General features: G+C 63.8%; 20 protein-coding genes and 1 pseudogene. 12 read left to right on the top strand and 9 right to left on the bottom strand.

Features of this window, described 5'->3' with window-relative positions; translation table 11 throughout:
• Both EN818_RS03735 and EN818_RS32550 read right to left on the bottom strand, forming a co-directional pair.
• Entirely contained in the window at positions 1-1,422 is a 1,422-nt protein-coding gene (locus EN818_RS03735) for an MFS transporter (protein ID WP_095808340.1), read from the bottom strand.
• A 93-nt stretch (positions 1,423-1,515) separates the two neighbouring features.
• The gene (locus tag EN818_RS32550; RefSeq protein ID WP_165349844.1) at positions 1,516-1,668 is read right to left on the bottom strand and encodes a hypothetical protein; all 153 of its coding nucleotides are present in this window, start codon (positions 1,666-1,668) and stop codon (positions 1,516-1,518) included.
• Positions 1,669-1,707: 39 nt separating this feature from the next.
• On the opposite strand from EN818_RS32550, the gene guaB reads away from it, so the two are divergent.
• The 3 genes from guaB to EN818_RS03720 are packed head-to-tail and all read left to right on the top strand — an operon-like array spanning position 1,708 to position 4,238.
• Positions 1,708-3,210, top strand: a complete 1,503-nt coding sequence (gene guaB / locus EN818_RS03730) for an IMP dehydrogenase (RefSeq protein ID WP_095808339.1) — start codon at positions 1,708-1,710, stop codon at positions 3,208-3,210.
• Positions 3,211-3,253: 43 nt separating this feature from the next.
• Positions 3,254-3,799 carry a hypothetical protein gene (locus EN818_RS03725; RefSeq protein ID WP_245420554.1) on the top strand — a complete coding sequence of 182 codons (546 nt, stop codon included), beginning with the start codon at positions 3,254-3,256 and terminating at the stop codon, positions 3,797-3,799.
• Positions 3,800-3,818: 19 nt separating this feature from the next.
• Positions 3,819-4,238: an MAPEG family protein gene (locus EN818_RS03720; protein WP_095808338.1), complete on the top strand. Its 420-nt coding sequence runs from the start codon at positions 3,819-3,821 to the stop codon at positions 4,236-4,238.
• Between the two features lie 41 nt (positions 4,239-4,279).
• Here EN818_RS03720 and rnd read toward each other — a convergent pair whose 3' ends face one another.
• The 4 genes from rnd to EN818_RS03700 all read right to left on the bottom strand — a co-directional run bounded on the left by rnd (position 4,280) and on the right by EN818_RS03700 (position 9,200).
• Entirely contained in the window at positions 4,280-5,431 is a 1,152-nt protein-coding gene (rnd, locus tag EN818_RS03715; protein ID WP_095808337.1) for a ribonuclease D, read from the bottom strand.
• A gap of 169 nt (positions 5,432-5,600) precedes the next feature.
• Entirely contained in the window at positions 5,601-6,839 is a 1,239-nt protein-coding gene (locus EN818_RS03710) for an MFS transporter (RefSeq protein WP_095808336.1), read from the bottom strand.
• 148 nt (positions 6,840-6,987) lie between these two features.
• The gene (locus tag EN818_RS03705; RefSeq protein WP_095808335.1) at positions 6,988-8,313 is read right to left on the bottom strand and encodes an aspartate aminotransferase family protein; all 1,326 of its coding nucleotides are present in this window, start codon (positions 8,311-8,313) and stop codon (positions 6,988-6,990) included.
• Positions 8,310-9,200 carry a MurR/RpiR family transcriptional regulator gene (locus EN818_RS03700; RefSeq protein WP_135904019.1) on the bottom strand — a complete coding sequence of 297 codons (891 nt, stop codon included), beginning with the start codon at positions 9,198-9,200 and terminating at the stop codon, positions 8,310-8,312. Before EN818_RS03700 ends, EN818_RS03705 begins: the two co-directional genes overlap by 4 nt.
• A 58-nt stretch (positions 9,201-9,258) precedes the next feature.
• On the opposite strand from EN818_RS03700, the pseudogene EN818_RS03695 reads away from it, so the two are divergent.
• The 6 genes and pseudogenes from EN818_RS03695 (at position 9,259) to EN818_RS03670 (ending at position 14,455) form a co-directional block, all read left to right on the top strand.
• Positions 9,259-10,139, top strand: a pseudogene (locus EN818_RS03695) (3-keto-5-aminohexanoate cleavage protein).
• Positions 10,140-10,279: 140 nt separating this feature from the next.
• Positions 10,280-11,032: a glutamine ABC transporter substrate-binding protein GlnH gene (gene glnH / locus EN818_RS03690; protein ID WP_095808333.1), complete on the top strand. Its 753-nt coding sequence runs from the start codon at positions 10,280-10,282 to the stop codon at positions 11,030-11,032.
• 60 nt (positions 11,033-11,092) lie between these two features.
• A complete protein-coding gene (gene glnP, locus EN818_RS03685; RefSeq protein ID WP_095808332.1) occupies positions 11,093-11,749 on the top strand; it encodes a glutamine ABC transporter permease GlnP in 657 nt (218 codons plus the stop codon).
• Complete coding sequence (glnQ, locus tag EN818_RS03680; protein WP_095808331.1) at positions 11,746-12,474, top strand: glutamine ABC transporter ATP-binding protein GlnQ; 729 nt, start codon at positions 11,746-11,748, stop codon at positions 12,472-12,474. Before glnP ends, glnQ begins: the two co-directional genes overlap by 4 nt.
• Entirely contained in the window at positions 12,464-13,522 is a 1,059-nt protein-coding gene (locus tag EN818_RS03675) for a C45 family peptidase (RefSeq protein ID WP_095808330.1), read from the top strand. The genes glnQ and EN818_RS03675 overlap by 11 nt, the downstream gene beginning before the upstream one ends.
• 15 nt (positions 13,523-13,537) lie before the next feature.
• Positions 13,538-14,455: a MurR/RpiR family transcriptional regulator gene (locus EN818_RS03670; RefSeq protein WP_095808329.1), complete on the top strand. Its 918-nt coding sequence runs from the start codon at positions 13,538-13,540 to the stop codon at positions 14,453-14,455.
• 22 nt (positions 14,456-14,477) lie between these two features.
• Here the strand turns inward: EN818_RS03670 and EN818_RS03665 are convergent, their stop codons facing one another.
• Both EN818_RS03665 and EN818_RS03660 read right to left on the bottom strand, forming a co-directional pair.
• On the bottom strand, positions 14,478-15,689 hold the full coding sequence (locus EN818_RS03665; protein WP_095808328.1) for an MFS transporter: 1,212 nt from the start codon (positions 15,687-15,689) through the stop codon (positions 14,478-14,480).
• 49 nt (positions 15,690-15,738) lie between these two features.
• On the bottom strand, positions 15,739-16,425 hold the full coding sequence (locus EN818_RS03660) for a DUF1629 domain-containing protein (RefSeq protein ID WP_095808327.1): 687 nt from the start codon (positions 16,423-16,425) through the stop codon (positions 15,739-15,741).
• Between the two features lie 113 nt (positions 16,426-16,538).
• On the opposite strand from EN818_RS03660, the gene EN818_RS03655 reads away from it, so the two are divergent.
• Together EN818_RS03655 and aspS are read left to right on the top strand one after the other, a co-directional pair.
• Positions 16,539-17,297 (top strand): DeoR/GlpR family DNA-binding transcription regulator, encoded by a 759-nt coding sequence (locus EN818_RS03655; protein WP_095808326.1) that lies wholly within the window; start codon positions 16,539-16,541, stop codon positions 17,295-17,297.
• 129 nt (positions 17,298-17,426) lie between these two features.
• Positions 17,427-19,220 carry an aspartate--tRNA ligase gene (gene aspS, locus EN818_RS03650; protein WP_095808325.1) on the top strand — a complete coding sequence of 598 codons (1,794 nt, stop codon included), beginning with the start codon at positions 17,427-17,429 and terminating at the stop codon, positions 19,218-19,220.
• A gap of 72 nt (positions 19,221-19,292) precedes the next feature.
• Here the strand turns inward: aspS and EN818_RS03645 are convergent, their stop codons facing one another.
• A complete protein-coding gene (locus EN818_RS03645; RefSeq protein WP_095808324.1) occupies positions 19,293-20,483 on the bottom strand; it encodes a hypothetical protein in 1,191 nt (396 codons plus the stop codon).
• 438 nt (positions 20,484-20,921) lie between these two features.
• Here EN818_RS03645 and parC point away from each other — a divergent pair, with 438 nt between their 5' ends.
• Positions 20,922-23,177: a DNA topoisomerase IV subunit A gene (parC, locus tag EN818_RS03640; protein ID WP_095808323.1), complete on the top strand. Its 2,256-nt coding sequence runs from the start codon at positions 20,922-20,924 to the stop codon at positions 23,175-23,177.
• Positions 23,178-23,190 lie beyond the last annotated feature (13 nt).

Genomic DNA, 23,190 nt, shown 5'->3' with positions numbered 1-23,190 from the left:
TCACTTCCCAGCCGTAGCCGCCGGCTCCAGCGTCTTCGGCGTTGTTAGCCGGCCGTGGCCCGACACCGCATTGCCGGCATCGGGCGCCAGCCGCATGAAGGTCAGCGACGCCGCCGCCGAAACCGCTGCGACGATGAAGAAGGCAATGTGGAAATCATTGAGCGTCAGCGGCCCGCGATGGATCGACGTCGATACTTCCAGGATGCCGCCGGCCAGCGCCACGCCGAGCGCGATCGAGAGCTGCTGGAATACCGCAGTGATCGGCGTCGCCTTGCTGGTGTCGGCGGCCGAGACCTCGGCATAGGAGAGTGCATTGACGCCGGTGAAGAACATCGAGCGGATGAAGCCGCCGACCAGCAATATCGCGAGCATCAGCGCATAGGGCGTTTGCGGCGTGAAGAGACCGTAGATGGCGATCGAGCCCGCGGCGATCAGCGATCCCCAGATCAGCACCCGCCGGAACCCTGCCAGGCGGAAAAGCAGCGCGGTGACGAACTTCATGCCGATGGCGCCGATGGCCGAGACGAAGGTGATCATGCCGGACTGGAACGGCGTCAGCCCGAAGCCGATCTGGAACATCAGCGGCAGCAGGAATGGCACCGCGCCGATGCCGACGCGGAACAGCGATCCGCCCAGCACCGAGGAGCGAAACACCTGGTTGCGGAAGAGCTCAAGCGCCAGCAGAGGGTTTTTGGCGCGCCGCGCGTGCAGGAGATAGAGTACGCCCGAGATGACACCGACTGCCACCGTGATGAAGCCGGCGATCGGCGGCAGCGCCGGCAGGCTGATCACAGAAAGCCCGAAAACAATGCCCGACGCGGCAAGCCCGCTGAGCACGAAGCCCGGAAAATCCAGCGGCGGGGTCTCGGTCGACTCCGTCTCCGGCAGGAAGCGGGTGGCAAGCCAGATGCCCAGCAGCCCGATCGGCACATTGATCAGGAAGATCCAGTGCCAGGTGAAATAAGTGGTGATGAAGCCGCCGATCGGCGGGCCGACCAGCGGTCCGACGAGCGCCGGCACCGTCAGCCAGGACATTGCCGCGACAAGCTCGCTCTTCGGTGTGGCGCGCACCAGCACGAGGCGCCCGACCGGCGTCATCATGGCACCGCCCATGCCCTGCAGGAAGCGCGACACGACAAAGGCTGGCAGCGAGTCGGAGAATGCGCAAGCGACCGAACCGGCGATGAAGACGGTGATCGCGGCGCGAAAGACATTCTTGGCCCCGAACCGGTCCGCCATCCAGCCGCTGATCGGAATGAAGATCGCCAGCGACACGAGATAGGCTGTCAGCGCCAGCTTGAGCGCGATCGGGCTGGTATGGATGTCGATGGCAATCGCCGGCAGCGAGGTCGCGATCACGGTCGAATCCATGTTCTCCATGAAGAGTGCGACCGCCAGGATGAGCGGGATGATGCGGTTCAAGGGAACGCCCTGACTTGTCTTCGCGATTCGAGGCCGAGCCGGCACGACCGGGCGGTTATCACGCATTGCCCCGGATGTCGTATTAAATTGCTGTCACTTTTGTGCGACCGCAACCGCTGGTGGCTCCAGAATGGAAACGCCCAACACTTTGCGATGGACCGCAAGGTTCGGCTTTTCATCGGCAACAGGACGTGTTACCAGCCAGCGCCAATCCTGAAAGGGAAGATGAGAGTCGGCGCTGGTCATCGCGGTCCAGCGCCTTTTCGGCATTCATGAGGACTGGCCATGGCAAAAATCATCGAGACGTCCACCGGCGCCCTGGCGCTGACCTTCGACGACGTGCTGTTGCAGCCCGGTCATTCCGAGGTCATGCCGGGCGAGACCGACATCCGCACCCGCATCGCCACCGACATCGACCTCAACGTGCCCATCCTGTCGGCCGCCATGGACACCGTGACCGAGGCGAGGCTCGCCATCGCCATGGCGCAGGCCGGCGGCATCGGCGTCATCCATCGCAATTTCTCGCCGGCCGAGCAGGCCGAGCAGGTCAGGCAGGTTAAGAAATTCGAGTCCGGCATGGTGGTGAACCCCGTCACCATCGGGCCTGATGCAACGCTTGCGGACGCGCTGGCGCTGATGCGCGCCCACGGCATTTCGGGCATTCCGGTGGTGGAGAACGGCGGAACCGGCGGCCACACGGTGGGCCGGCTGGTCGGCATTCTCACCAATCGCGACGTGCGCTTCGCCTCCGATCCTTCGCAGAAGGTCTATGAATTGATGACCCGTGAGAACCTGATCACGGTCAAGGAGAATGTCGACCAGGACGAGGCCAAGCGCCTGCTGCACAAGCATCGCATCGAGAAGCTGGTGGTGGTCGACAGGAACGGCAACTGCGTCGGCCTGATCACCGTCAAGGACATCGAGAAGTCGCAGCTCAACCCGCATGCCACCAAGGACTCGCAGGGGCGGCTGCGCGCAGCCGCCGCCACCAGCGTCGGCGATGACGGCTTCGAGCGCGCCGAGCGCCTGATCGATGCCGGCGTCGACCTTCTGGTCATCGACACCGCGCATGGCCACTCGCAACGCGTGCTGGACGCGGTGACGCGGGCAAAGAAGCTCTCCAATTCCGTGCGCATCCTGGCCGGCAACGTCGCCACTGCCGAGGGCACGCAGGCGCTGATCGACGCCGGCGCCGACGCCGTCAAGGTCGGCATCGGACCAGGCTCGATCTGCACCACCAGAATCGTTGCCGGCGTCGGCGTGCCGCAGCTGTCGGCGATCATGTCGGCGGTGGAGACGGCCGAGAAGGCGGGCGTCTCGGTGATCGCCGACGGCGGTATCAAATATTCGGGCGACCTCGCCAAGGCGCTCGCCGCCGGCGCAAGCGCCGCCATGATCGGCTCGCTGCTTGCCGGAACCGACGAGAGCCCGGGCGAGGTCTATCTGCATCAGGGCCGCTCGTTCAAAGCCTATCGCGGCATGGGTTCGGTCGGCGCCATGGCGCGCGGTTCGGCCGATCGCTACTTCCAGGCCGAGGTGCGCGACACCCTGAAACTCGTTCCGGAGGGCATTGAGGGGCAGGTCCCCTACAAAGGACCTGTGGCTGGCGTGTTGCACCAGCTTGCAGGCGGTCTGAAAGCCGCTATGGGTTATGTCGGTGGGCGCGATCTTGCCGAGTTCCGCGAACGCGCCACCTTTGTGCGCATATCAAACGCCGGACTTCGTGAAAGCCACGCCCATGACGTCACGATCACCCGCGAAAGCCCGAATTATCCGGGCGGACTTTGATCAGGCTGGCGATCGGCCGGATCGCCAGAGGCTTTTGCGTGGTTTGATCGGAGCGGTGCTGCGCCTGTCGCGTCACGCGGCGGCGCTGTCGGTCGCTTCCGCCGCGGTCTTCACCGCCATGACCGCACTTGAATTCCTCTATTTCCGCAGTCTCAGCGGCGGTCTCGCTTCGCTCGACATGCGCGTCACCGGTTTCACGCCGGACGAAGGCATGGCATGGCTGACCGCGCTTGGACGCCGGGGCGGCGAGATCATCCTGGTTTGGCACTATCTGACCTTCGACCTGCTGTTCCCGGCACTGCTGTCGCTTACCCTGGTCAGCCTGATCCTGGCTTTTGGCCGACGGCACGCAGGTTTCCGCGCCATGCCGGCGCAATTGCAGGCGCTCTCGGCGGTGCTGCTGGTTGTGCCTTACACGATCGCGGACTACGCGCAGAACTTTGCCGTTGCGCGGCTCTTGTCGGATTTCCAATCGGCCAATCCCGATTCGCTGGCTTTCGCTTCGTCGGTGACGGTCACGAAGTTCGCGCTTCTGGCCATTCCCTTCATGGCCGTGGCGGTTCTAGCTCTGGCTGGGCGGCGGCGTTGAGCAGGGCAGGGGGCGACAGGTGAACCAAACCGCCATTTTCTGGCCGATGCTGGCGCATGTGCTGCTCGTCTACATCGTTTACCTGGTCATGCTGAAGCGGCGCTACCTCGCCGTGCAATCCGGCGAGGCCAAGCTCAGCCAGTACAAGGTCCGCTCCACCGAGCCGGCCTCGAGCGTCACCGTCGCCAACAACCTGATCAACCAGTTTGAACTGCCGGTTCTCTTCCACGTCCTGTGCCTGGCGCTCTTCGTCACCAACGGCGTCAACTACCTGACGCTGGTGCTGATGTGGCTTTTCATCGTCACGCGCTATGTCCATGCCTGGGTGCATCTCAACAGGAATCATGTGCTGCACCGCAGCCGCGCCTTCTTTCTCGGCGCCGGTATCCTCTTGGTGGCCTGGATCTGGTTCGCCCTGCACCTGCTTGGCGTGGTGTGAGCTCTCCTGAGCTTCTTTCCTTGCGGGAGAAGGTGAGGGCGCTACAAATCGAACACAGCGATCTTGCGCTTATCGAACTTGATGCCGATTTCGCCGCGCACCAGTCTCAGCGCCTGCTCGCCGAACACCGCGCGCCGCCAGCCTTGCAGCGCCGGCACCTCGGCGGCATCGCCCTCGGCGGCGATGCGGTCGATGTCGTCGCTGGAAGCGAGAACCTTGGACGCGACGCCCTCCTTCTCGGCGACGATCCTCAGCAGCACCTTGAGCAGTTCGGCAGCCGCGTTCGAGCCTTCGGGTGGCTGGAACGTCTTGGGCAGTTTCGGCATCGCTTCCTTCGGCACGGCGAGCGCCGCGTTGACGGCTGCCAGCAGCGCCGTTGCCGTCGCAGAGCGTTCCCAGCCCTTGGGCGTGGTGCGCAACCGGCCGAGCGCTGTCGCATCGCGCGGCGCCTGCTGCGCGATCTCGTAGATGGCGTCATCCTTGAGCACGCGGCCGCGCGGCACGTCGCGCTCGCGCGCCTCGCGCTCGCGCCAGGCGGCAACCGCCTGCACGACGGCAAGCTCCTGCGGCTTGCGCAGCCGCATCTTCAGGCGCTTCCATGCATCCTCGGGGTGCGGGTCATAGGTCTCGCGCGAGGTCAGCACGTCCATCTCTTCGTTCAGCCAGTGGGCGCGATCCTCGCGCTCCAGCTCGGCGCTGAGATGCTGATAGACCTTGATCAGATGGGTGACGTCGGCGAGCGCGTATTCGAGCTGCTTGTCGGATAGCGGCCGATGGCGCCAGTCGGTGAAGCGCGAGGATTTATCGAGCCGGGCGCCGGTGACGCGCTGCACCAGCTGGTCGTAGGACACGCTGTCGCCGAAGCCGCACACCATCGCCGCCACCTGGGTATCGAATACCGGATGCGGCACGAGGTCGCCGAGGTGGACGATGATTTCGATGTCCTGGCGGGCGGCGTGAAAGACCTTGATGACCGCTTCGTTGGCCATCAGCCGGAAGAACGGCTTCAGGTCGATGTCGGGCGATAGCGGATCGATCAGCGCCGTCAGTCCGGGTGCAGCCATCTGGATCAGGCAAAGAATCGGCCAGAAAGTCGTCTCGCGGATGAATTCGGTGTCGACGGTGACGAATTCGGACTTTTCGAACGCCGCGATGACGCTCTCGAGTTCTTCCTGGGTGGTGATGACGTGCATCAAATCGCTTTTGGCAAAAAATCAGGTCTCTCTCCATTCCAGCCGCAGGCGCTTTCGTCAAGCCGCCGCTGGAGCAATTCCAGGAAAACTGTGCAACGGTTTTCGGCCTGGAATTGCGCAAAAACAATCGGTTAGAGGGCTCAGCGTTTCTACCGGACGCTGAACCTCTCTAGCCGGCTGCGTCCGGATCGCCGTTTCGGCGCGCCAGTCGCCCGAACAATGTCGAGGTTCGCAAAAGCGCGGTGAAGCGGCTCCGATTGTCGGCCGGAACGCCGGATCGGACCTGCATCCGGTAGAGGATCACGATGATGAGAATGGCGTAGACGGCTGCACTGAAGATGAAGAGCGCGCTCGGCCCGAAGAATTGCATCACCGCCGATGCCGCGATCGGCCCGCCGATGGCGCCGAAGGAATAGAACAGCATCAGCGCCGCATTGATTAGCACGAATTCACCCTTGCCTGCGCGGTCATTGGAATGTGCCGCCGACAGCGAGTAAAGCGGCATGGCGAAGCTGCCGAAGATGAAGACGATGACGAAGTTGAGGAACGGGTCGCTGCGCGCCACGAAGGCCAGCGCCAGCGCCGCGAGCATGGCGCAGCATGTTGTCGTCAGCAGCACCGAGCGCCGGTCCCAGCGGTCGGAGAGATAGCCGAGCGGATACTGGATAAGCGCCCCGCCAAAGATGCCGACGCTGACGAAGGTCACGACGTCGGCAACCGACATGCCGATCTCCTCGGCATAGACCGGGGACAGCGTGCGGAAGGCGCTGTTGGTCACTCCGACGGCGATGCAGCCGATCGAGCCGAGCGGCGAGATCCGCCACACCCGCGGCAGGTCGAGCTTGACCTCTTCCGGCGGCGCCGGATTGGAGCGGTCACCAAGCGAGACCGGCACCAGCGACAAGGTGATCATCATCGACATCACGGCGAAGATGGCGAAGCCGCCGGCGCCGAACACCGGGATCAGGAACTGCGCGCTGGTCACCGAGCCGATGTCGACCATGCGGTAGATGGCGAGCACCCGGGCACGGTCCTTGTTGCCGACGCCTGAATTGAGCCATGCCTCCATGACGGTGAACAGGCCGGCGAAGCAGAAGCCGCCGGCAAAGCGTATCGCGCACCACATCACCGGGTTGATAACAAGCACCAAGAGCAGCGTGCCGACCGAAGCGATCGCGGCGAGTGCCGAGAACGTCCGTACATGGCCGACGGCCTTGAGGATGTGGGTGACCGCAAGGCAGCCGAGCAGGAAGCCGGCGAAGTAGAACGTGCCCATCAGGCCGATGTCGGAGGCGGAAAAGCCTTCCCGCGCGCCGCGCAATGCAATCAGCGTGCCCTGCAGTCCGTTGCCGCCGAGCAGGATGCCTGCGGCAATGAGGAGAGGGATCAGCGGGCGGATAGAGGACATCTGGAAGGGCAATCACGTTCGAGTGATCCTTCTTGGACCATTGCCCCCATCAATGCCAGCCCAATCCGGCCCTGGTCCGGTCATCCTGTCGACCTGGACGAGCGCAGCCCTCGTCGCGGTCCGGCTGGCCAACCCTTGGCTGTCCGGCTCAGGCCCGCAATGCATCCCGGATGGCATCGTCGAGGCGTTCGACGATCGCATCGATGACCTGCTCGCCGCTGATGAACGGTGGCGCGAGAAGCACGTGGTCGCCATTGACCCCGTCGATCGTGCCTCCCATGGGGTACACGAGAAGCCCACGCGCCATCGCCGCCTTCTTGATCCTCGCATGCAGTTTCCGCTTCGGATCGAACGGCTGCCTGGTCGAACGGTCTTCGACCAGTTCGACGCCCATGAACAGGCCGCGCCCGCGGACGTCGCCGACATTAGGATGATTGCTGAACCGCTCGCCAAGCCGGCGCGACAGATAGTGGCCCATGGCTCTGACGTTTTCGAGCAGCCTGTCGCGGGCGATCACCTCCCGAACGGCAAGTGCCGCCGCACAGGCCATGGGATGGCCGATATAGGTGTGGCCGTGCTGGAAAAGGCCCGAGCCGTTCGCGAACGCATCGAATATCTTTCGGCTGAGCAGGACGGCGCCGATCGGTTGATAGCCGCCGCCCAGCCCTTTGGCGATCGTCATCAGGTCGGGAACGACGCCGTCCTGCTCGCAGGCATGCAGCGTTCCGGTGCGGCCCATGCCGCACATGACCTCGTCGAGGATCAGCAGGACGCCGTGGCGGTCGCAGATTTCGCGGATGCGGCGGAGGTAATCCGCCACCGGCGGCACGGCGCCTGCCGTCGCGCCGACCACCGTTTCGGCAACGAAGGCCATGATCGTTTCAGGCCCGAGCTCGAGGATCTTGTCCTCCAGCGCCTGTGCCGCGCGCGCGGCATATTCTGCATCCGTCTCGCCCGCTTCCTGGAAACGATAGGCGAAGCAGGGATCAATGTGATGCGTGTCGATGAGCAGCGGCCGGAACTGCGCGCGGCGCCATTCGTTGCCGCCGGTCGCGAGCGCGCCGAGCGTGTTGCCGTGGTAGCTTTGCCTGCGGGCGATGATGTTGCGGCGCTGCGGCTCGCCGATCTCGACGAAATACTGCCGCGCCATCTTGAGCGCGGCCTCGACCGCCTCCGAGCCGCCCGAGACGAAATAGCAATGGCTGATCCCGGCCGGAGCGTCCGCCACGAGCCGGTCGGCGAGCGCTTCGGCGACGTCGCTGGTGAAGAAGCTGGTATGGGCATAGGCAAGCCGGTCGGCCTGCCGGTGCATGGCGGCGAGGATATCGGGATGACCGTGGCCGAGGCACGAAACCGCTGCTCCGCCCGAGGCATCGATATAGGCGCGCCCGTCGGTATCGAAGAGCTCGACGCCCTTGCCGCCGCTGGCGATGGGCAGCTTGGCGTGGATCTGGCGGTGCAGGATGTGGGTCATGCTTTCCTCCGGCCGCGCGGCGTCAGAATGTGGATGTCGAGTTGGGACAGTTGATCCTCGGTGCGGCGAATGGCGGCGAGCGAACCTTCTCCCCCCTTGCCGGCGATCAGCGCCGCGAGAACCTCGCCGACGATGAAGGCCGGCGCCATGGTGTGGAAGAAGGACGGGCTTTCGGTCGCGATCAGGACCGAAAGTCCAGCCAAACCGACGAGCGGCGATACGGCGCTGTCGGTGAGCGCGATCACCGGCACGCCATTGGCTGCCGCGCGACGGGCAAGGTCGACGGTTGTCCTGGTGTAGGGGGCGACGCTGACCACGAGCAGCACGTCCTCGTCGGTCGCCAGGCGAATGGCGTCGGTACCGGCTCCCGATGCGGCGTCCAGCATGACGGCCTTTTCGCCGAGGAAGGACATGACATAGGCGAAATGCGCGACGACCGGATGGCTGGAGCGCAGCCCGAGGCAGAATATCCGGCGCGCCGCATGCAGCGCCTCGGCGGCGGCGACCAGAGACTCGAGCCGGTCGGTCTCGCCGAGTTCGGCGACTTGGGCCGACAGCGACCTGATCATCTCGGCGGCCAACGCCCGGTCGCCAACCTGCTTTTGCCGCGCGAGCTGCGCGCCGGCCTTGCCCGCAAAGCCGAGTTCTCCTTGTCGCATGGCGTTGGCGTAGAGCGACCGCAGCGGTTCGTAGCCGTCGAAGCCCAGCCGTTTCGCCAGGCGCACCATCGTCCAGGGCTGCAAGCCGGCGCGACGGGCCTGCTCGCGCATCGACAACAGCGCGACGTCTTCGGGATTGTCGAGCAGATAGCGCGCAGCGCCCTGCAACTGGGAGGGCAAGGTGTCGAAGATCTCGACGATGGCATCGGAGAGTGGCGCGCGGATCATGCCGCAACCATAGACGCCGCTGCTCGGGCATGCAATAGATGTTGCAAACAATAGCAGTATGCAACAAATGGAGCTGGCCATGCGCAACGGCACAACTGAAGGGCAGGCCGCTTCCGGGCGATCCGATTCGGTCGTCATCGCCGTGGCGCCCAATGGCGGCAGGCGCACGAAGGTGGATCATTCCGCCTTGCCGATCACCCCCGAAGAACTGGCGAGCGTTGCCGCAGCCTCGCTCGATGCCGGCGCTCCATGATCCATGTCCATGTCCGCGACCGCGATGGAGGTCACCTGCTGGACGCCGAGGCTTATCGGGCCGCGACGGCGGCGATCAAAGCTCGCGTCGGCGAAGGTCTGGTGGTCCAGATCACGAGTGAGGCCTTGGAGATGTATCAACCAGAGCAGCAGATGCGCGTGGTGCTTGAGACGCGCCCCGAAGCGGTTTCGCTGGCCTTGCGCGAATTCGTCCCGGATGAAGCGCACGAAAGCGCCTTCGCTGCGTTTCTCCAAAAGTTGCGGGTGGAGAAGATCGCGCCGCAGGTCATCCTCTATTCGCCGGAAGAAGCGACCCGGCTGGCGGCGCTCGCGAAGCGCGGCGTGATACCCTTCGACAACGTGCCCGTTCTCTATGTGCTTGGTCGCTACACGGTCGGGCAGAAATCCAGCCCTGCCGACTTGCTGCCGTTTCTGGCCCCCGGCACTGCCCCATTCAGGCATTGGATGGTCTGCGCCTTCGGCGCTTGCGAGACGGCCTGCGTCACCGCCGCGGCACTGCTTGGGGGGCACGCGCGCGTCGGATTCGAAAACAATCTTTTGCTCCCCGATGGAGCGCTGGCTTCCGGAAATCAGGACCTTGTCGCGGCCACCAGACGGGCGGTCGAAGCGTGTGGGCTGAGGCTTGCCGGTGCGGACGCGTTGCGAGCCCAATGGGCCTTCGACTAGGGCTCATTTCTCCGGGACCAAACAGGCGGTCATGCAAATCTAAAAGGCATTCATAGAACAAAATGCATTTTAGATTTGCGATAAGGGTACAGCGGTGCTAGGGTTCCGTGGCAATTCCAACAAACAGGGGAACCCGAAAAATGAAGTTCGCGCTTGCAAGCCTCACCGCCGCAGCGGCCGTCGCGGCAACACTTGTGCTTGGCCAACCTGCCTTTGCCGCCGACCTGATCGTGGCGACGGACACCGCCTTTGTTCCGTTCGAATTCAAGGAGGGCGACAAGTATGTCGGCTTCGACATCGACCTGTGGGCGGCAATCGCCAAGGACATTGGCGTGACCTACACGCTGCAGCCGATGGACTTCAACGGCATCATTCCGGCGCTGCAGACCAAGCAGGTCGACGTCGGCCTTGCCGGCATCACCATCAAGGATGAACGCAAGAAGGTCATCGACTTTTCGGATGGCTATTACGACAGCGGCTTCCTGCTGATGGTGCCGGTCGACAGTGCGATCAAGGGTCCGGACGATCTCGCCGGCAAGACGCTTGCCGTCAAGACCGGCACCTCAGCCACCGACTACGCCAAGGAGCACTTCAAGGACACCGAGTTGCGCCTGTTCCCGAACAGCGACAATGCCTATCTGGAAGTCGCGACCGGGCGCGCCGACGCCGCCATGCACGACACACCGAACGTGCTTTACTACATCAAGACCAACGGCCAGGGGAAAGTGAAGACCGTCGGCCCGCAAATGATGGCCCAGCAATATGGCATCGCCTTCCCGAAGGGCAGCGAGCTCGTCGCCAAGGTCAACGCGTCGATCGCCAAGCTGAAAAGCGACGGCACCTATAACACGATCTACAAGAAGTGGTTCGGCACCGAACCGCCAAAGAGCTGATCGCCGGGATTCTCTGCGCGCCGGGCGCGTCCGGTGCGCTTTCCTTGAAGGACAGCTCTCATGGATTTCGATTGGTCCGTTATCTGGCAGGCCCTGCCTGAGCTCTTGAAAGGAGCGCGCCTCACCGTGCTGATCGCGCTCGCCGGGCTCGCCGGCGGGCTGGTGATCGGCTTCACCGCCGGCCTGGCGCGCGCCTACGGCAATGCCGTTCTCAACGCGATCGCCTTCCTCTATGTGGAGCTGATACGCGGCACGCCGATCATCGTGCAGGTCATGTTCATCTATTTCGCATTGCCGATTCTTGCCGATGTCCGCATCAACCCGCTGGCGGCCGCCATCATGGCAATCGTCATCAATGCCGGCGCCTATATCGCCGAGATCGTGCGCGGCTCGTTTCTTTCCGTCCATCGCGGCTTGCGCGAAGCCGGCCTGGCGCTTGGCCTGCCGTTCTGGAAGGTGCTTTTCTACATCATCGGTCCACTCGCGTTCCGCCGCATGATCCCGGCGCTCGGCAACCAGTTCATCGTCAGCCTGAAGGACACGTCGCTGTTTATCGTCATCGGCGTCGGCGAGCTCACCCGGCAGGGCCAGGAAATCATGGCGGCCAACTTCCGTGCCGTCGAGATCTGGTCCGCCGTGGCCATGTTCTACCTGATCATGACCGGCACGCTTACGCTGATCCTCAGGCTGACCGAGAAGAGGATGCGCATCCTGTGAGCATCGTGGAATTCAGGAAGGTTACCAAGCGCTTCGGCCACGTCACGATCCTCGACGAAGTCGACCTGGCGATTGAACCTGGCGAGAAGATCGTTCTGATCGGTCCCTCCGGATCCGGCAAGTCGACGCTGCTTCGCTGCATCAACGCGCTTGAAGAGATCAACGGCGGAGATCTCGTCGTCGACGGCATCAGCGTCAAGTCCGGCGGCCGCATGGTTCGCCTGATCCGTCAGGAAGCCGGCATGGTCTTCCAGCAGTTCAATCTCTTTCCGCAGATGACGGCGCTCGAGAACGTCGCCTTCGGCCCGCACCGTGTGCGCGGTGAGACGCGGCAGCAGGCGCGCAAGCAAGCGCTGGAAATGCTGGCCAAGGTCGGGCTCGCCGATCGGGCGCATCACTATCCGAGTGAACTTTCCGGCGGCCAGCAGCAACGCGTCGCCATCGCCCGCGCGCTCGCCGTCAGGCCTAAGCTGATGCTGTTCGACGAGCCGACCTCGGCGCTCGATCCCGAGCTCCGGCATGAAGTGCTGCGCGTCATGCAGGCGCTCGCCGAAGAGGGCATGACGATGATTGTGGTCACCCACGAGATGGCCTTCGCCCGCAAGGTCGGCACCAGGCTGATTTTCATGGAAGGCGGCAAGATCGCCGTCGACGGCGAGCCGCGGGAGCTGCTCGAGAACCCGCAAAATCCTCGCTTGAAAGAGTTTCTGCAGCATGTCGCATGATGATTGCCGCCTGCTTTCCTTCATCGAGGTCTCGGGCTCGCCATATGATGTCGGAGCAACCCTGGGGCGTTTCGGCCGCGCGGCCCTGCACGATCATTTCCGCCAATCTGCCGCATGGCAGGAGCTGGTTTCTCGCCGCTTCGATACCCGCATCGGCATGATGGCAACGATCGTGCGGGACCGGTTTCCGCGATACTGGGCCGAATTGCGGGGCCTGGCCGCCGGTCTGGAATTGCCCTTCGAGGACGTTTTCCTGTGGAACTGTCGCGGCGATATCTGGGCGATGGCGCCGGACGGCTGCACCACCGTGCAATTGCCGGGTTCGCCGCACGTCATCGGCCATAATGAGGATGGCGCTCCCGACTTTGCCGGTCACTGCGCGCTGGCGCATGTGGCTTCCGAGGGCGGCAATCACTTCACAGCCTTCGTCTATCCCGGCTCGCTGCCCGGCCACACGTTTGGCGTCACGTCGACGGGCCTGGTCCAGGCCGTCAACAACATCAGGCCGCTGGCCGCCGGCGCCGGCACGCCGCGTATGGTGCTCGCGCGCGCGATGCTTGATGCATCAAATCTTGACGCGGCGTTGGCCGTGCTCAGATCGGCGCCCCGCGCCGGCGCCTTTCACCTGACCCTGGGCCAGGCCGGAGACGAACGGCTCCTCAGCGTCGAGTTCACCGCCCAAGTCCTGTCGGTCGACCGTGTCGACGTGCCGCGGGTTCACTCGAACCACCTCATCCATGCCGACTCCGGACGCGTGTCGCAGATCGTCACAGGATCGTCCGGTGTCCGCCAGCGGCGTGGCGAACTGCTGCTCGATCAGCCGCTCCAGTCTGATCCGCAAACCCGCGCGCTTGGCATATTGTGGGACGCAGCCGACCCGGAGCTGCCGATTCACCGCACCGACCCGGACGACAGCGATATCGAGAACACCTTGGCGACCGCGGTCATCTGCATCGGGGCTGACAAGGTCGAATGGTCTGTCTACGATGCCCCGCATGAAGCAGCTCGCTTCGACATGCGCGACGGGTTGGTCCCTGTCGCCGCGTGAGCAGGAACGGGGGCGATGCCTGAGGAAGCCATAGCGGAGCCGCCGCGCACCATCGAAGAACTCAGGGCGCTGGCGCTCTCGGTCGGCCGCGACGAGGCTGGCTTTTCCCTCGGCTCGAAGGCGCATGACGTGTTCGCCAAGCTGGTGGAGGCTCCGGAACAATCGGCGGTGCGCTCGATCTCGGAGCTCGCCGCTCAGTTCGGCATCAATCCATCGACACTGACCAGGCTGGCGAAACGTCTCGGCTTCGAAGGTTTTGGCGATTTCCAGGCCGTCTTCCGCAAGGCCATCGCAAACGACCAGCAATATTTCTACAGCCGCCAGGCCGGACGGTTGCTGGCGACTCCGTCCGCCGGCGATGCAGAGGTCGAGGTTTTCGCGCAGTTGGCGCAGGAAACGGCGGCGAATGTCGACGCTTTCCTGGGCCAGTTGGATGGCGCGTCGCTGAAGGGGGCGACGAAGCTGCTCGCAAGCGCGCGTCGCGTGCGCATCCATGGCGTTCGCCAGTTCCATTCGCTGGCGAGCTTTCTCACCTATTGCCTGGGAATGGTGCGCTCCGACGTCGCGCTCCTGGACGCGCCGCGGCTGGGTGTCGCCGAGGCGCTCTCACAGCTGGATAAAGGCGACGTCGTCATCATCGCAAGCTGCGCGCCCTATACGAGGAGCGTCGCCGAGGTGGGTCGCATCGCCGCTGCGAACGGCCAAACCGTAATGGCGATCACCGATTCCCGATCCTCGCCGCTCGTCCCTCCGGCCAAGCACGCCTTCTTCATTCCCCATGCCAGCAGTTTCTATTCGAACAGCATGGGTGCCTATGTCGTCTTTTGCGAAGCGCTGCTCAACCTCGTCGCCCGGGAACTGGGCGACAAGGCTCTGAACTCGCTGGCCGGGCGCGAGCGTCTGATTGCAGAAATGAACATAGAAGTCGGCTGATCCCACAAGGGACAGCTTGATCTTATGCCTCGTTGGCCCGCGCCAGCGCTTCCTGGGTCGTGCCGGATCCCACCTCGGCCAGCGTGGGGCGCCGGCCAAGAGAGCCCGCTGTCAGCAGGCTGAGTGCGATGAACGGGATGCCGATGCCGAAGGCCGAGCGAATGCCCCAGTGGTCGGAGACGAAGCCGAGCAGCGGCGGGCCGAGCAGGAAAGCAATGAAGGAGATTTGCGACAATGCCGCCACGTTGATGGCCGCCGGGCGGTCGCTTCGCTGCGCGGCTGCCGAAATCGCCAGCGGGAAGATGGCGCTGCTCCCGATGCCCAGGAGCACGAAGCCGAACATCGAGACAAATGGCGCGGGCGAGAAGAAGACCACGACGACGCCGGCGGCCATCGTCGCCAGGAGGGTGCGCGCCACGCCGCTCGGCGAGTGGCGGTCGACGAAGCTGTCGGCAAAGAAGCGCGTCGCCGCCTGCGAGAACGCAAACAGAGCCACCGTTAAGCCGGCGATGAACGGGCCGGATTCGAAGACGGTCCGCATATAGATGGCCGACCAGTCGATGCTCGCGCCTTCCAGCAGCATCGCCGAAAGCGTCACCGCGACGAGCACGAGGATCGGCAGTGTCGGCCGCGCAAACATGGGCGCCGTGTCGCCGGAGGTGGCAAAGCGCGCAGGGGCCGGCTCGTAGCCGCCGAGAAACAGCGCCATCGCAACGGCCACCATCGGCACGACGAGGGCCAGGTGGAGTTGCGGTGACAGGCCGAGATGCGCCATGGCGCCGCCGAACAGGCCGGCGCCGAAGAAGCCCGCGCTCCAGAATGAATGCGCGCGGTTCATGATGCGTCGCTTGAGCAGGAACTCGGTTCTGTCGGCCTCGACGTTGAGAATGATTTCGACGCTGCCGATCATCAGGCCGATAGGAAGCAGCATCAGAAACAGCGCGACCGGCCCGGACGCGTGCACGGCGATGGCGTAGACAAGCGCCAGAAGCGGGACCAGCCAGAGCAGCGCCCGGCGGAAGCCGACACGTTCCAGGATCGGCGCTGCCAGCGTCAGCGCGATCAAGGTGCCGATGGGCGTCCCTATCAGACTGAGCCCCAGTGTTCCGTCTGCGATGCCCATCGCGTGCTTGATGTCGGGCAGCCGTGGGAAAATGTTGCCCATGGCGAAGGAATAGATCCCGAACCCGGCATAGACGCGGTGCTGAGGGGCGAGTTTGAGGCCAAAGGTCATAGCGGCCCTTTCCGATAGGACGTTTTGCCAGATGGATGGTCGCCAGCCATCAGTCGATGCCCCCCTCGACTTCGCGCACTCGATTGGGCCGGTCAAAAGTCGTCAGAGACCACCCGCGAATGCATTCTCGTTGAATGAATTCTGCGAATTCGTCGGAAATAAACCGGCGTTTGATGCGATAGTCGTACCAGATGGCACGACCTTCCGCGCAGGATCGCCAGATCGCGATCTTGGTCTTGCTTCCGCCCTCTTCCAGGTAGCGGAAGTATTCGGGCAGTTCCGGATCGTAGACCCGTTTGAATACGCCTTCCGAAGCATCGAGCGCGACGCAGTCCAGCCGCCCGCAAATGTCGAGGAATCTCCAGCGGTCGATCCCCGTCTCCGTGTCCGTGGCAAGGCGGGCCGGGAGAAACTTGTGGCGACCGGGCTCGATCCGCTCGATCTCGGCCCTGACTTTGTCGCTCACCAGCCAGCCCATTCCGGTACTGATGATGTCGGGAAGGTCGGCCGAGCTTCCCCTGATCTTGATCTCGAACGGTTCGAAGTCCGGGAGTTCGAAACCGTTGATCATCTCGACGGGATCGGCAACGGCGTACAGCGGATCGTCTTTCGGCAATTGCTCATATTGCGCAGTCATCGCGTCGCACACCTTGTCGTATGCGGCCACGTTTTCCGGAGCGACCGTCAGCTTTGGGCGGTCCTCGTTGCGGAGAGATGTTGCGATATACCACGCCATTCATGCGCCCCTATTTTGCCGTTGCGCCACGGTCGGCATCGCCGATCCATGCACCGTTTCTTGCATGAACAGGCAAATCATGCAAGAACGTGCATAAAGAAAGAGGTTCGTGCATGCTGACCGAGGAACGTCACCAATTCATACTCGACCGCCTGGCGGCGGACGGGAAGGTTCTTGCCGGCGAGCTGGCCAGCCGCTTCGGCGTTTCCGAGGACACGGTACGCCGCGATCTGCGAGAACTCGCCAAGGCCGGCCAACTCCGGCGCGTCTATGGCGGGGCGATCACCTTGGCGCCGTTCGCTGCCGCAACGATCAGTCAGCGCAGCAGCCACGCTGTCGAGGAAAAGATGCGCCTGGCGAAGGCTGCGGTGGAGGTTGTCACCGCCGGTCAGGCGCTGTTCATCGATGGCGGCACCACCAACGAGGCGATCGCCCGCGCCCTCCCGCGCGACATTGAGCTGACGGTCGCCACCAATTCGCTGGGGGTCGCATCGGCGCTGGCCGATCTTCCGCTGGTCGAGCTGATCATGCTCGGCGGCCGCTATTCGCGCGACCTCGGCACCTGCGTCGGCGGCGACACACTAGCGGCCGTCGCGCAGCTCGGGGCCGATCTGTTTTTCCTCGGATCCTGCGGCCTCGATGCCTCGCGCGGCGTCACGGCGTTCGATTCGGCCGAGGCCGAGGTAAAGCGCGCCATGGCCAGGAACAGCGCCGGCATCGTCATCGCGGTCACGAACGACAAGCTCGCCACCGCGGCTCCCTACCGGGTCGCTGCGCCCGACGCGATCCGGCATCTGGTGGTCGAAAGCACGGCGCCTGCCGATATCCTCGCCGATTTCGAGCGACAGGGTGCCGAAATCCGCTTCGCTTGAACAACGAGGCCGCGAGCCTGTTGTGACGCTTGCCCCATGCGACCACTTAACTTGACAAAGCGGGTCTCTCATGCGCTTTTCGCGCCAATTTTCGAGCCGGGCTTTCGCTCGCAATTCCGGATTCCAGCAATGACCATGCATCGTTACCGCAGCCACACCTGTGCCCAATTGCGAAAGAGCGACGTCGGCAATCCCGTCCGTCTGTCGGGTTGGGTGCATCGCGTGCGGGACCATGGCGGGCTGCTGTTCATCGACCTTCGCGACCACTATGGCCTGACGCAGATCGTCGCCGATCCGGATTCGCCCGCCTTCAAGATCGCCGAGACGGTGCGCGGCGAATGGGTGATCCGCGTCGACGGCGCGGTCAAGGCGCGTCTGCCCGAAACCGTCAACGCCAACCTGCCGACCGGCGAGATCGAGATTTTCGCGCGCGAGATCGAGGTGCTGTCGGCGGCCAAGGAACTGCCGCTGCCGGTGTTCGGCGAGCCGGACTATCCGGAAGACATCCGCCTGAAATATCGCTTCCTCGACCTGCGCCGCGAGACGCTGCATAAGAACATCATCGCGCGCACCAAGATCATCGCCGAGATGCGCAACCGCATGGGGGAGGCGGGTTTCACCGAGTTCTCGACGCCGATCCTGACCGCGTCGTCGCCTGAAGGCGCGCGCGACTTCCTGGTGCCGTCACGCATCCATCCGGGCACCTTCTACGCGCTGCCGCAGGCGCCGCAGCAATACAAGCAGCTGATCATGGTCTCCGGCTTCGACCGCTATTTCCAGATCGCGCCCTGCTTCCGCGACGAAGATCCGCGCGCCGACCGTCTGCCTGGCGAGTTCTACCAGCTTGACCTCGAGATGAGCTTCGTCGAGCAGGACGACGTGCTTTCCACCATGGAGCCGGTGCTTCGCGGCGTCTTCGAGACCTTCGCCGCCGGCAAGCCGGTGACCCAGAAATTCCGGCGCATCCCTTATGACGAGGCCATGCGCACCTATGGCACCGACAAGCCGGACCTGCGCAACCCGATCGAGATGCAGGCGGTATCGGACCATTTCCGCGGCTCCGGCTTCAAGGTTTTCGCCAACATCCTGGCCAACGATCCGAAGGCCGAGGTGTGGGCCATTCCGGCGAAGACCGGCGGCAGCCGTGCCTTCTGCGACCGCATGAATTCCTGGGCGCAGGGCGAGGGCCAGCCTGGTCTTGGCTATATCTTCTGGCGCAAGGAGGGCGACAAGCTCGAAGGCGCGGGTCCGATCGCCAAGAACATCGGTGAGGAACGCACCGAGGCCGTGCGCCAGCAGCTCGGCCTTGCCGACGGCGATGCCGCCTTCTTTGTCGCGGGCGATCCGAAGAAGTTCGTTTCCTTTGCGGGTGCTGCTCGCACCCGCGCCGGCGAGGAGTTGAATCTCGTCGACCGCGACCGCTTCGAATTGTGCTGGATCGTCGACTTCCCGTTCTTCGAGTGGAACGAGGACGAGAAGAAGATCGACTTCGCCCACAACCCGTTCTCGATGCCGCAGGGCGGCATCGAGGCGCTCGGCGGCGAGGACCTGCTCGGCATCAAGGCGTTCCAGTACGACATGGTCTGCAACGGCTTCGAGATCGCGTCCGGCGGCATCCGCAACCACCTGCCGGAAACGATGGTCAAGGCCTTCGAAACCGTCGGGCTTGATCGCGCCACGGTCGAGGAGCGCTTCGGCGGCCTCTACCGCGCCTTCCAGTACGGTGCGCCGCCGCATGGCGGTATGGCGGCCGGCATAGACCGCATCGTCATGCTGCTGGTCGGCGCCAAGAACCTGCGCGAGGTCACCATGTTCCCGATGAACCAGCAGGCGTATGACTTGCTGATGAACGCGCCCTCGGAAGCCACGCCGCAGCAGCTGCGTGAGCTGTCGCTGCGCGTGGCCGTGGCTAAGAAGGATTGACGGCAGCGTTGCAACTGCCCTTTCTCCCCGGCCCTATACGGTATAGAGGCGGGGAGAAGGAGCACGGCCCGCTCAGTCCTCGTTGGCCCTGACCTTGACGCCGAGCGTCTTCGGCAGGTCGAGCGGGTTGGACATCGCGCCGGCCATGATCAGCGCGAACGGCACGGCAGCGGGCGGCTCGGCCGAGATTTCGAGGCTCTTCGGATCGTCGAGGAACTTGCTGACCGCAGCGGTGACCTCGGCCGTCAGTTCCGGATTGTTGAGCTGCGCCATGCCGAACGGCACCACGGCCTTGGCCTGGTTGGCGACGTCCTTGGCCGACATGCCCTGCTGCTTGCCGACATAGTCGAGCACCTTGCCGGTGAGCGAATCGTCGTCGAAGCGGATCGAGGCGCCGTTGAAGGAAAGCTGCTGCAGCAGGCCGAGCATGGCCATGCTTTCCGCCGAGTTGTCGGCGCCCTGGGGTTGCGCGGCGAGCTTCTTTTGCATCTCCTGCATCGACTTGACGAACTCGACGGTGTAGCCGCCGAGGTTGAAGGTCATGCCGAGCGTGCCGGCATTCTCGACCGAGATGTCATATTTCGACAGTTCCATCTTGCCGTCGCTCGGCTGCCAGGTGCCCGCCATCGCGATGGTGCCGGAGATGTTCTGGTAGCCAAGCGCGTCGATGACCTCCTTCGATTTGGGGTCGTCGACCAGCGTCAGGTCGGCATTGAACTTTTCGGTGTTGGCGGTGAAATCCATCGGCTTGCCGTCTGCCGGCGGGTTGATCTGGACCGCGAGCCCGTCCATCGAGAAGGCGGTCTTGTCGGCGACCTTGACCGTCATGTTCGACAGTTCGGCCGACTTGTACATCATCAGCGAGCCCAGCGGGTCGGTGCTGCCTTCGGCCGGAACCTTCATGTCGTGGATGACGAAGGGGCTGAGATTGAGCGTCACGCCGTCCTGGCTGCGCTCGAAGGCCGAAGTCGACACGGTTGCGATATCGAAGCCGCCGTTGGCCTCGGTGACGCCTTCCAGCTTCACATCGCCGATCGGGAGCGCCTCCTTCTCAGCCGCCGGCTTGATGGAGACGCCCTGCAGCACCACGTTGGAGTTGTCGCCGGAGACCCCGGTCCAGGAAATCTCGACGCCCTGCGTGGCAAGCATGGATTTGACGCGCTCGGCGACCGCCGGGTCAGCGGCGAGGGCGCTATTCAGGGGCAAAGTCAGAAGAAAGGTCGAAAAAGTCAGCTTCTTGAGCATGGTGTTTTGAATGGTCATGGCGAGTTCCCTGTCCTGAAAAGTGCTTTGAATTCTACTCCACCACCATTCCGTGACGAACGGAACGGGAAGAAGGCATTTCCCGGCACCTTTGTCGAAATCGGCGATGAAAAGCAAACCCGGTCGGAGGCCTTTGGCATATGCGGTGAATTTGTCATGAAGACAGCGGCTCCCATTCCGCTCCACTGCGCCGACCCGTTGCATGCGAAATAGAGCCGGCATGTAACAAGTTGATGTTGGCCGGCGCGGACTGCCCCAGAGACTTACGTTGCAGATTGCCGGCAAATTGGAGCGGCGGGCCGGGTGGTTCCGTGAAATCCTTCACATCATTGTCCGTGAGGCCTGTAGAAGGCAGCGGTGTCCGGTGCCGGGGCGAGTCTCTGCGGATTTCGGTGTCGGCGCTTGCCGCGAATCACCCGCTCGGCTAGTTCCACGCCCATGGGAAAAAGGCTTTTGCCACCGCAAGACAATGGCGGCGGCGATCACATCGAACCGGTCGATCTGAAGAAGGCGCTCGAGGAGCGCTATCTCGCCTATGCGCTGTCGACCATCATGCACCGGGCATTGCCGGATGTGCGCGACGGGCTGAAGCCTGTCCATCGCCGCATCATGCATGCCATGCGGCTTTTGAGGCTCAACCCCGACCAGGGCTTCGCCAAATGCGCCCGCATCGTCGGCGAGGTGATGGGTAAGTTCCACCCGCATGGCGATCAGTCGATCTACGATGCGCTGGTGCGTCTGGCGCAGGAATTCTCGATGCGCTACCCGCTGGTCGACGGGCAGGGCAATTTCGGCAACATCGATGGCGATAACGCGGCCGCCATGCGCTACACCGAAGCGCGCATGACCGATGTGGCGAGCGACTTGCTCGCCGGCATCACCGAGGATGCGGTCGACTACCGGCCGACCTACAATGAGGAGGATGAGGAGCCGGTCGTGCTCCCCGGCGCCTTCCCGAACCTGCTCGCCAATGGCTCCTCCGGCATTGCGGTCGGCATGGCGACTTCGATCCCGCCGCACAACGCCGCCGAGCTCTGCGACGCCGCTCTCCACCTGATCGAGCATCCGGATGCGCCCGTGGCGAAGCTGATGGATTTCGTCCAGGGGCCGGATTTCCCGACCGGCGGCATCATCGTCGACAGCCGCGCCTCGATCCTCGAAGCCTATGAGACAGGGCGCGGCGGTTTCCGCGTGCGCGCCAAATGGAACCAGGAAGACCAGGGCAGGGGCACCTGGAGTATCGTCGTCACCGAGATCCCCTACGGCGTCCAGAAGGCCAGGCTGATCGAGAAGATCGCCGAGCTCTTGATGGCGCGCAAGCTGCCGCTGCTTGAGGACATCCGCGACGAGAGCGCCGAGGATATCCGCATCGTGCTGGTGCCGAAGAGCCGCACGGTCGATCCCGGTATTCTGATGGAATCGCTGTTCAAGCTCACCGAGCTCGAAAGTCGCTTCCCGCTCAACATGAATGTGCTGTCGCGCGGCAAAGTGCCGAACGTGCTGTCGCTGCGGGGCGTGCTGAAGGAGTGGCTCGATCATCGCCGCGACGTGCTGATCCGCCGTTCGAAGCATCGGCTGGGCGAAATCGAGAAGCGGCTGGAAATCCTCGCCGGCTACCTGATCGCCTATTTGAACATCGACGAGGTGATCAGGATCATCCGCGAGGAGGATGAGCCGAAACAGGTGATGATGGCCCGCTGGTCGCTCACCGACAGCCAGGCCGAAGCCATCCTCAACATGCGTCTGCGCGCCTTGCGCAAGCTCGAAGAGATCGAGATCCGCAAGGAATTCGACGGGCTTACCGCAGAGAAGAAGCAGATCGAGGCCTTGCTGGCCTCCGAGGCCAAGCAATGGGCGACGATCAAGTGGGAAGTCACCAGCATCCGCGACAAGTTCGGGCCGGAGACCGCGCTCGGCAAGCGCCGCACCCAGTTCGCCGACGCGCCGGAACATGACCTCACCGACATCGCGCACGCCATGATCGAACGCGAGCCGGTCACGGTCGTGGTGTCCGAAAAGGGCTGGCTGCGTGCCATGAAGGGTCACCTGACCGATCACTCGCAGCTTGCCTTCAAGGAAGGCGACAGCCTGAAGCTGGCCTTCCATGCCCAGACCACCGACAAGATCCTGATCTTCACCACCGGCGGCAAGTTCTACACCATCGGCGCCGACCGGCTGCCGGGCGGGCGCGGCCATGGCGAGCCGATCCGTATCATCGTCGACATGGAGAACGACCAGGATATCGTCACCGCCTTCGTGCACGATCCCAAGCGCAAGCTGCTGCTCGTTTCCTACGACGCCAACGGCTTCATCGTTTCGGAGGAAGAGATCGTCGCCAACACCCGCAAGGGCAAGCAGGTGATGAACATCAAGGCGCCGGACGAGGCCAGGCGCTGCATTCCGGTCGCCGGCGACCACCTCGCCATCGTTGGCGACAATCGCAAGATGCTGGTGTTCCCGCTTGCCGAAATTCCGGAAATGGCGCGCGGCAAGGGCGTGCGCCTGCAGAAATACAGGGATGGCGGCGTGTTGGACCTCAAGACCTTCACGCTCGAGACCGGGCTTTCCTGGCAGGATTCTGCCGACCGAACCTTCACCAAGTCGCGCGAGGAACTGACCGAATGGATCGGCGCCCGCGCCGCCGCCGGCCGCATGGTACCGAAGGGATTCCCGCGGACGGGCAAATTTGGTTGAAGTTAGCTGATCT

Source organism: Mesorhizobium sp. M3A.F.Ca.ET.175.01.1.1 (assembly GCF_004791945.1).
Classification (GTDB): Bacteria; Pseudomonadota; Alphaproteobacteria; order Rhizobiales; family Rhizobiaceae; genus Mesorhizobium.
Note: the sequence above shows the minus strand (reverse complement) of the source record. Positions and strands in the feature narration are given on the sequence as shown.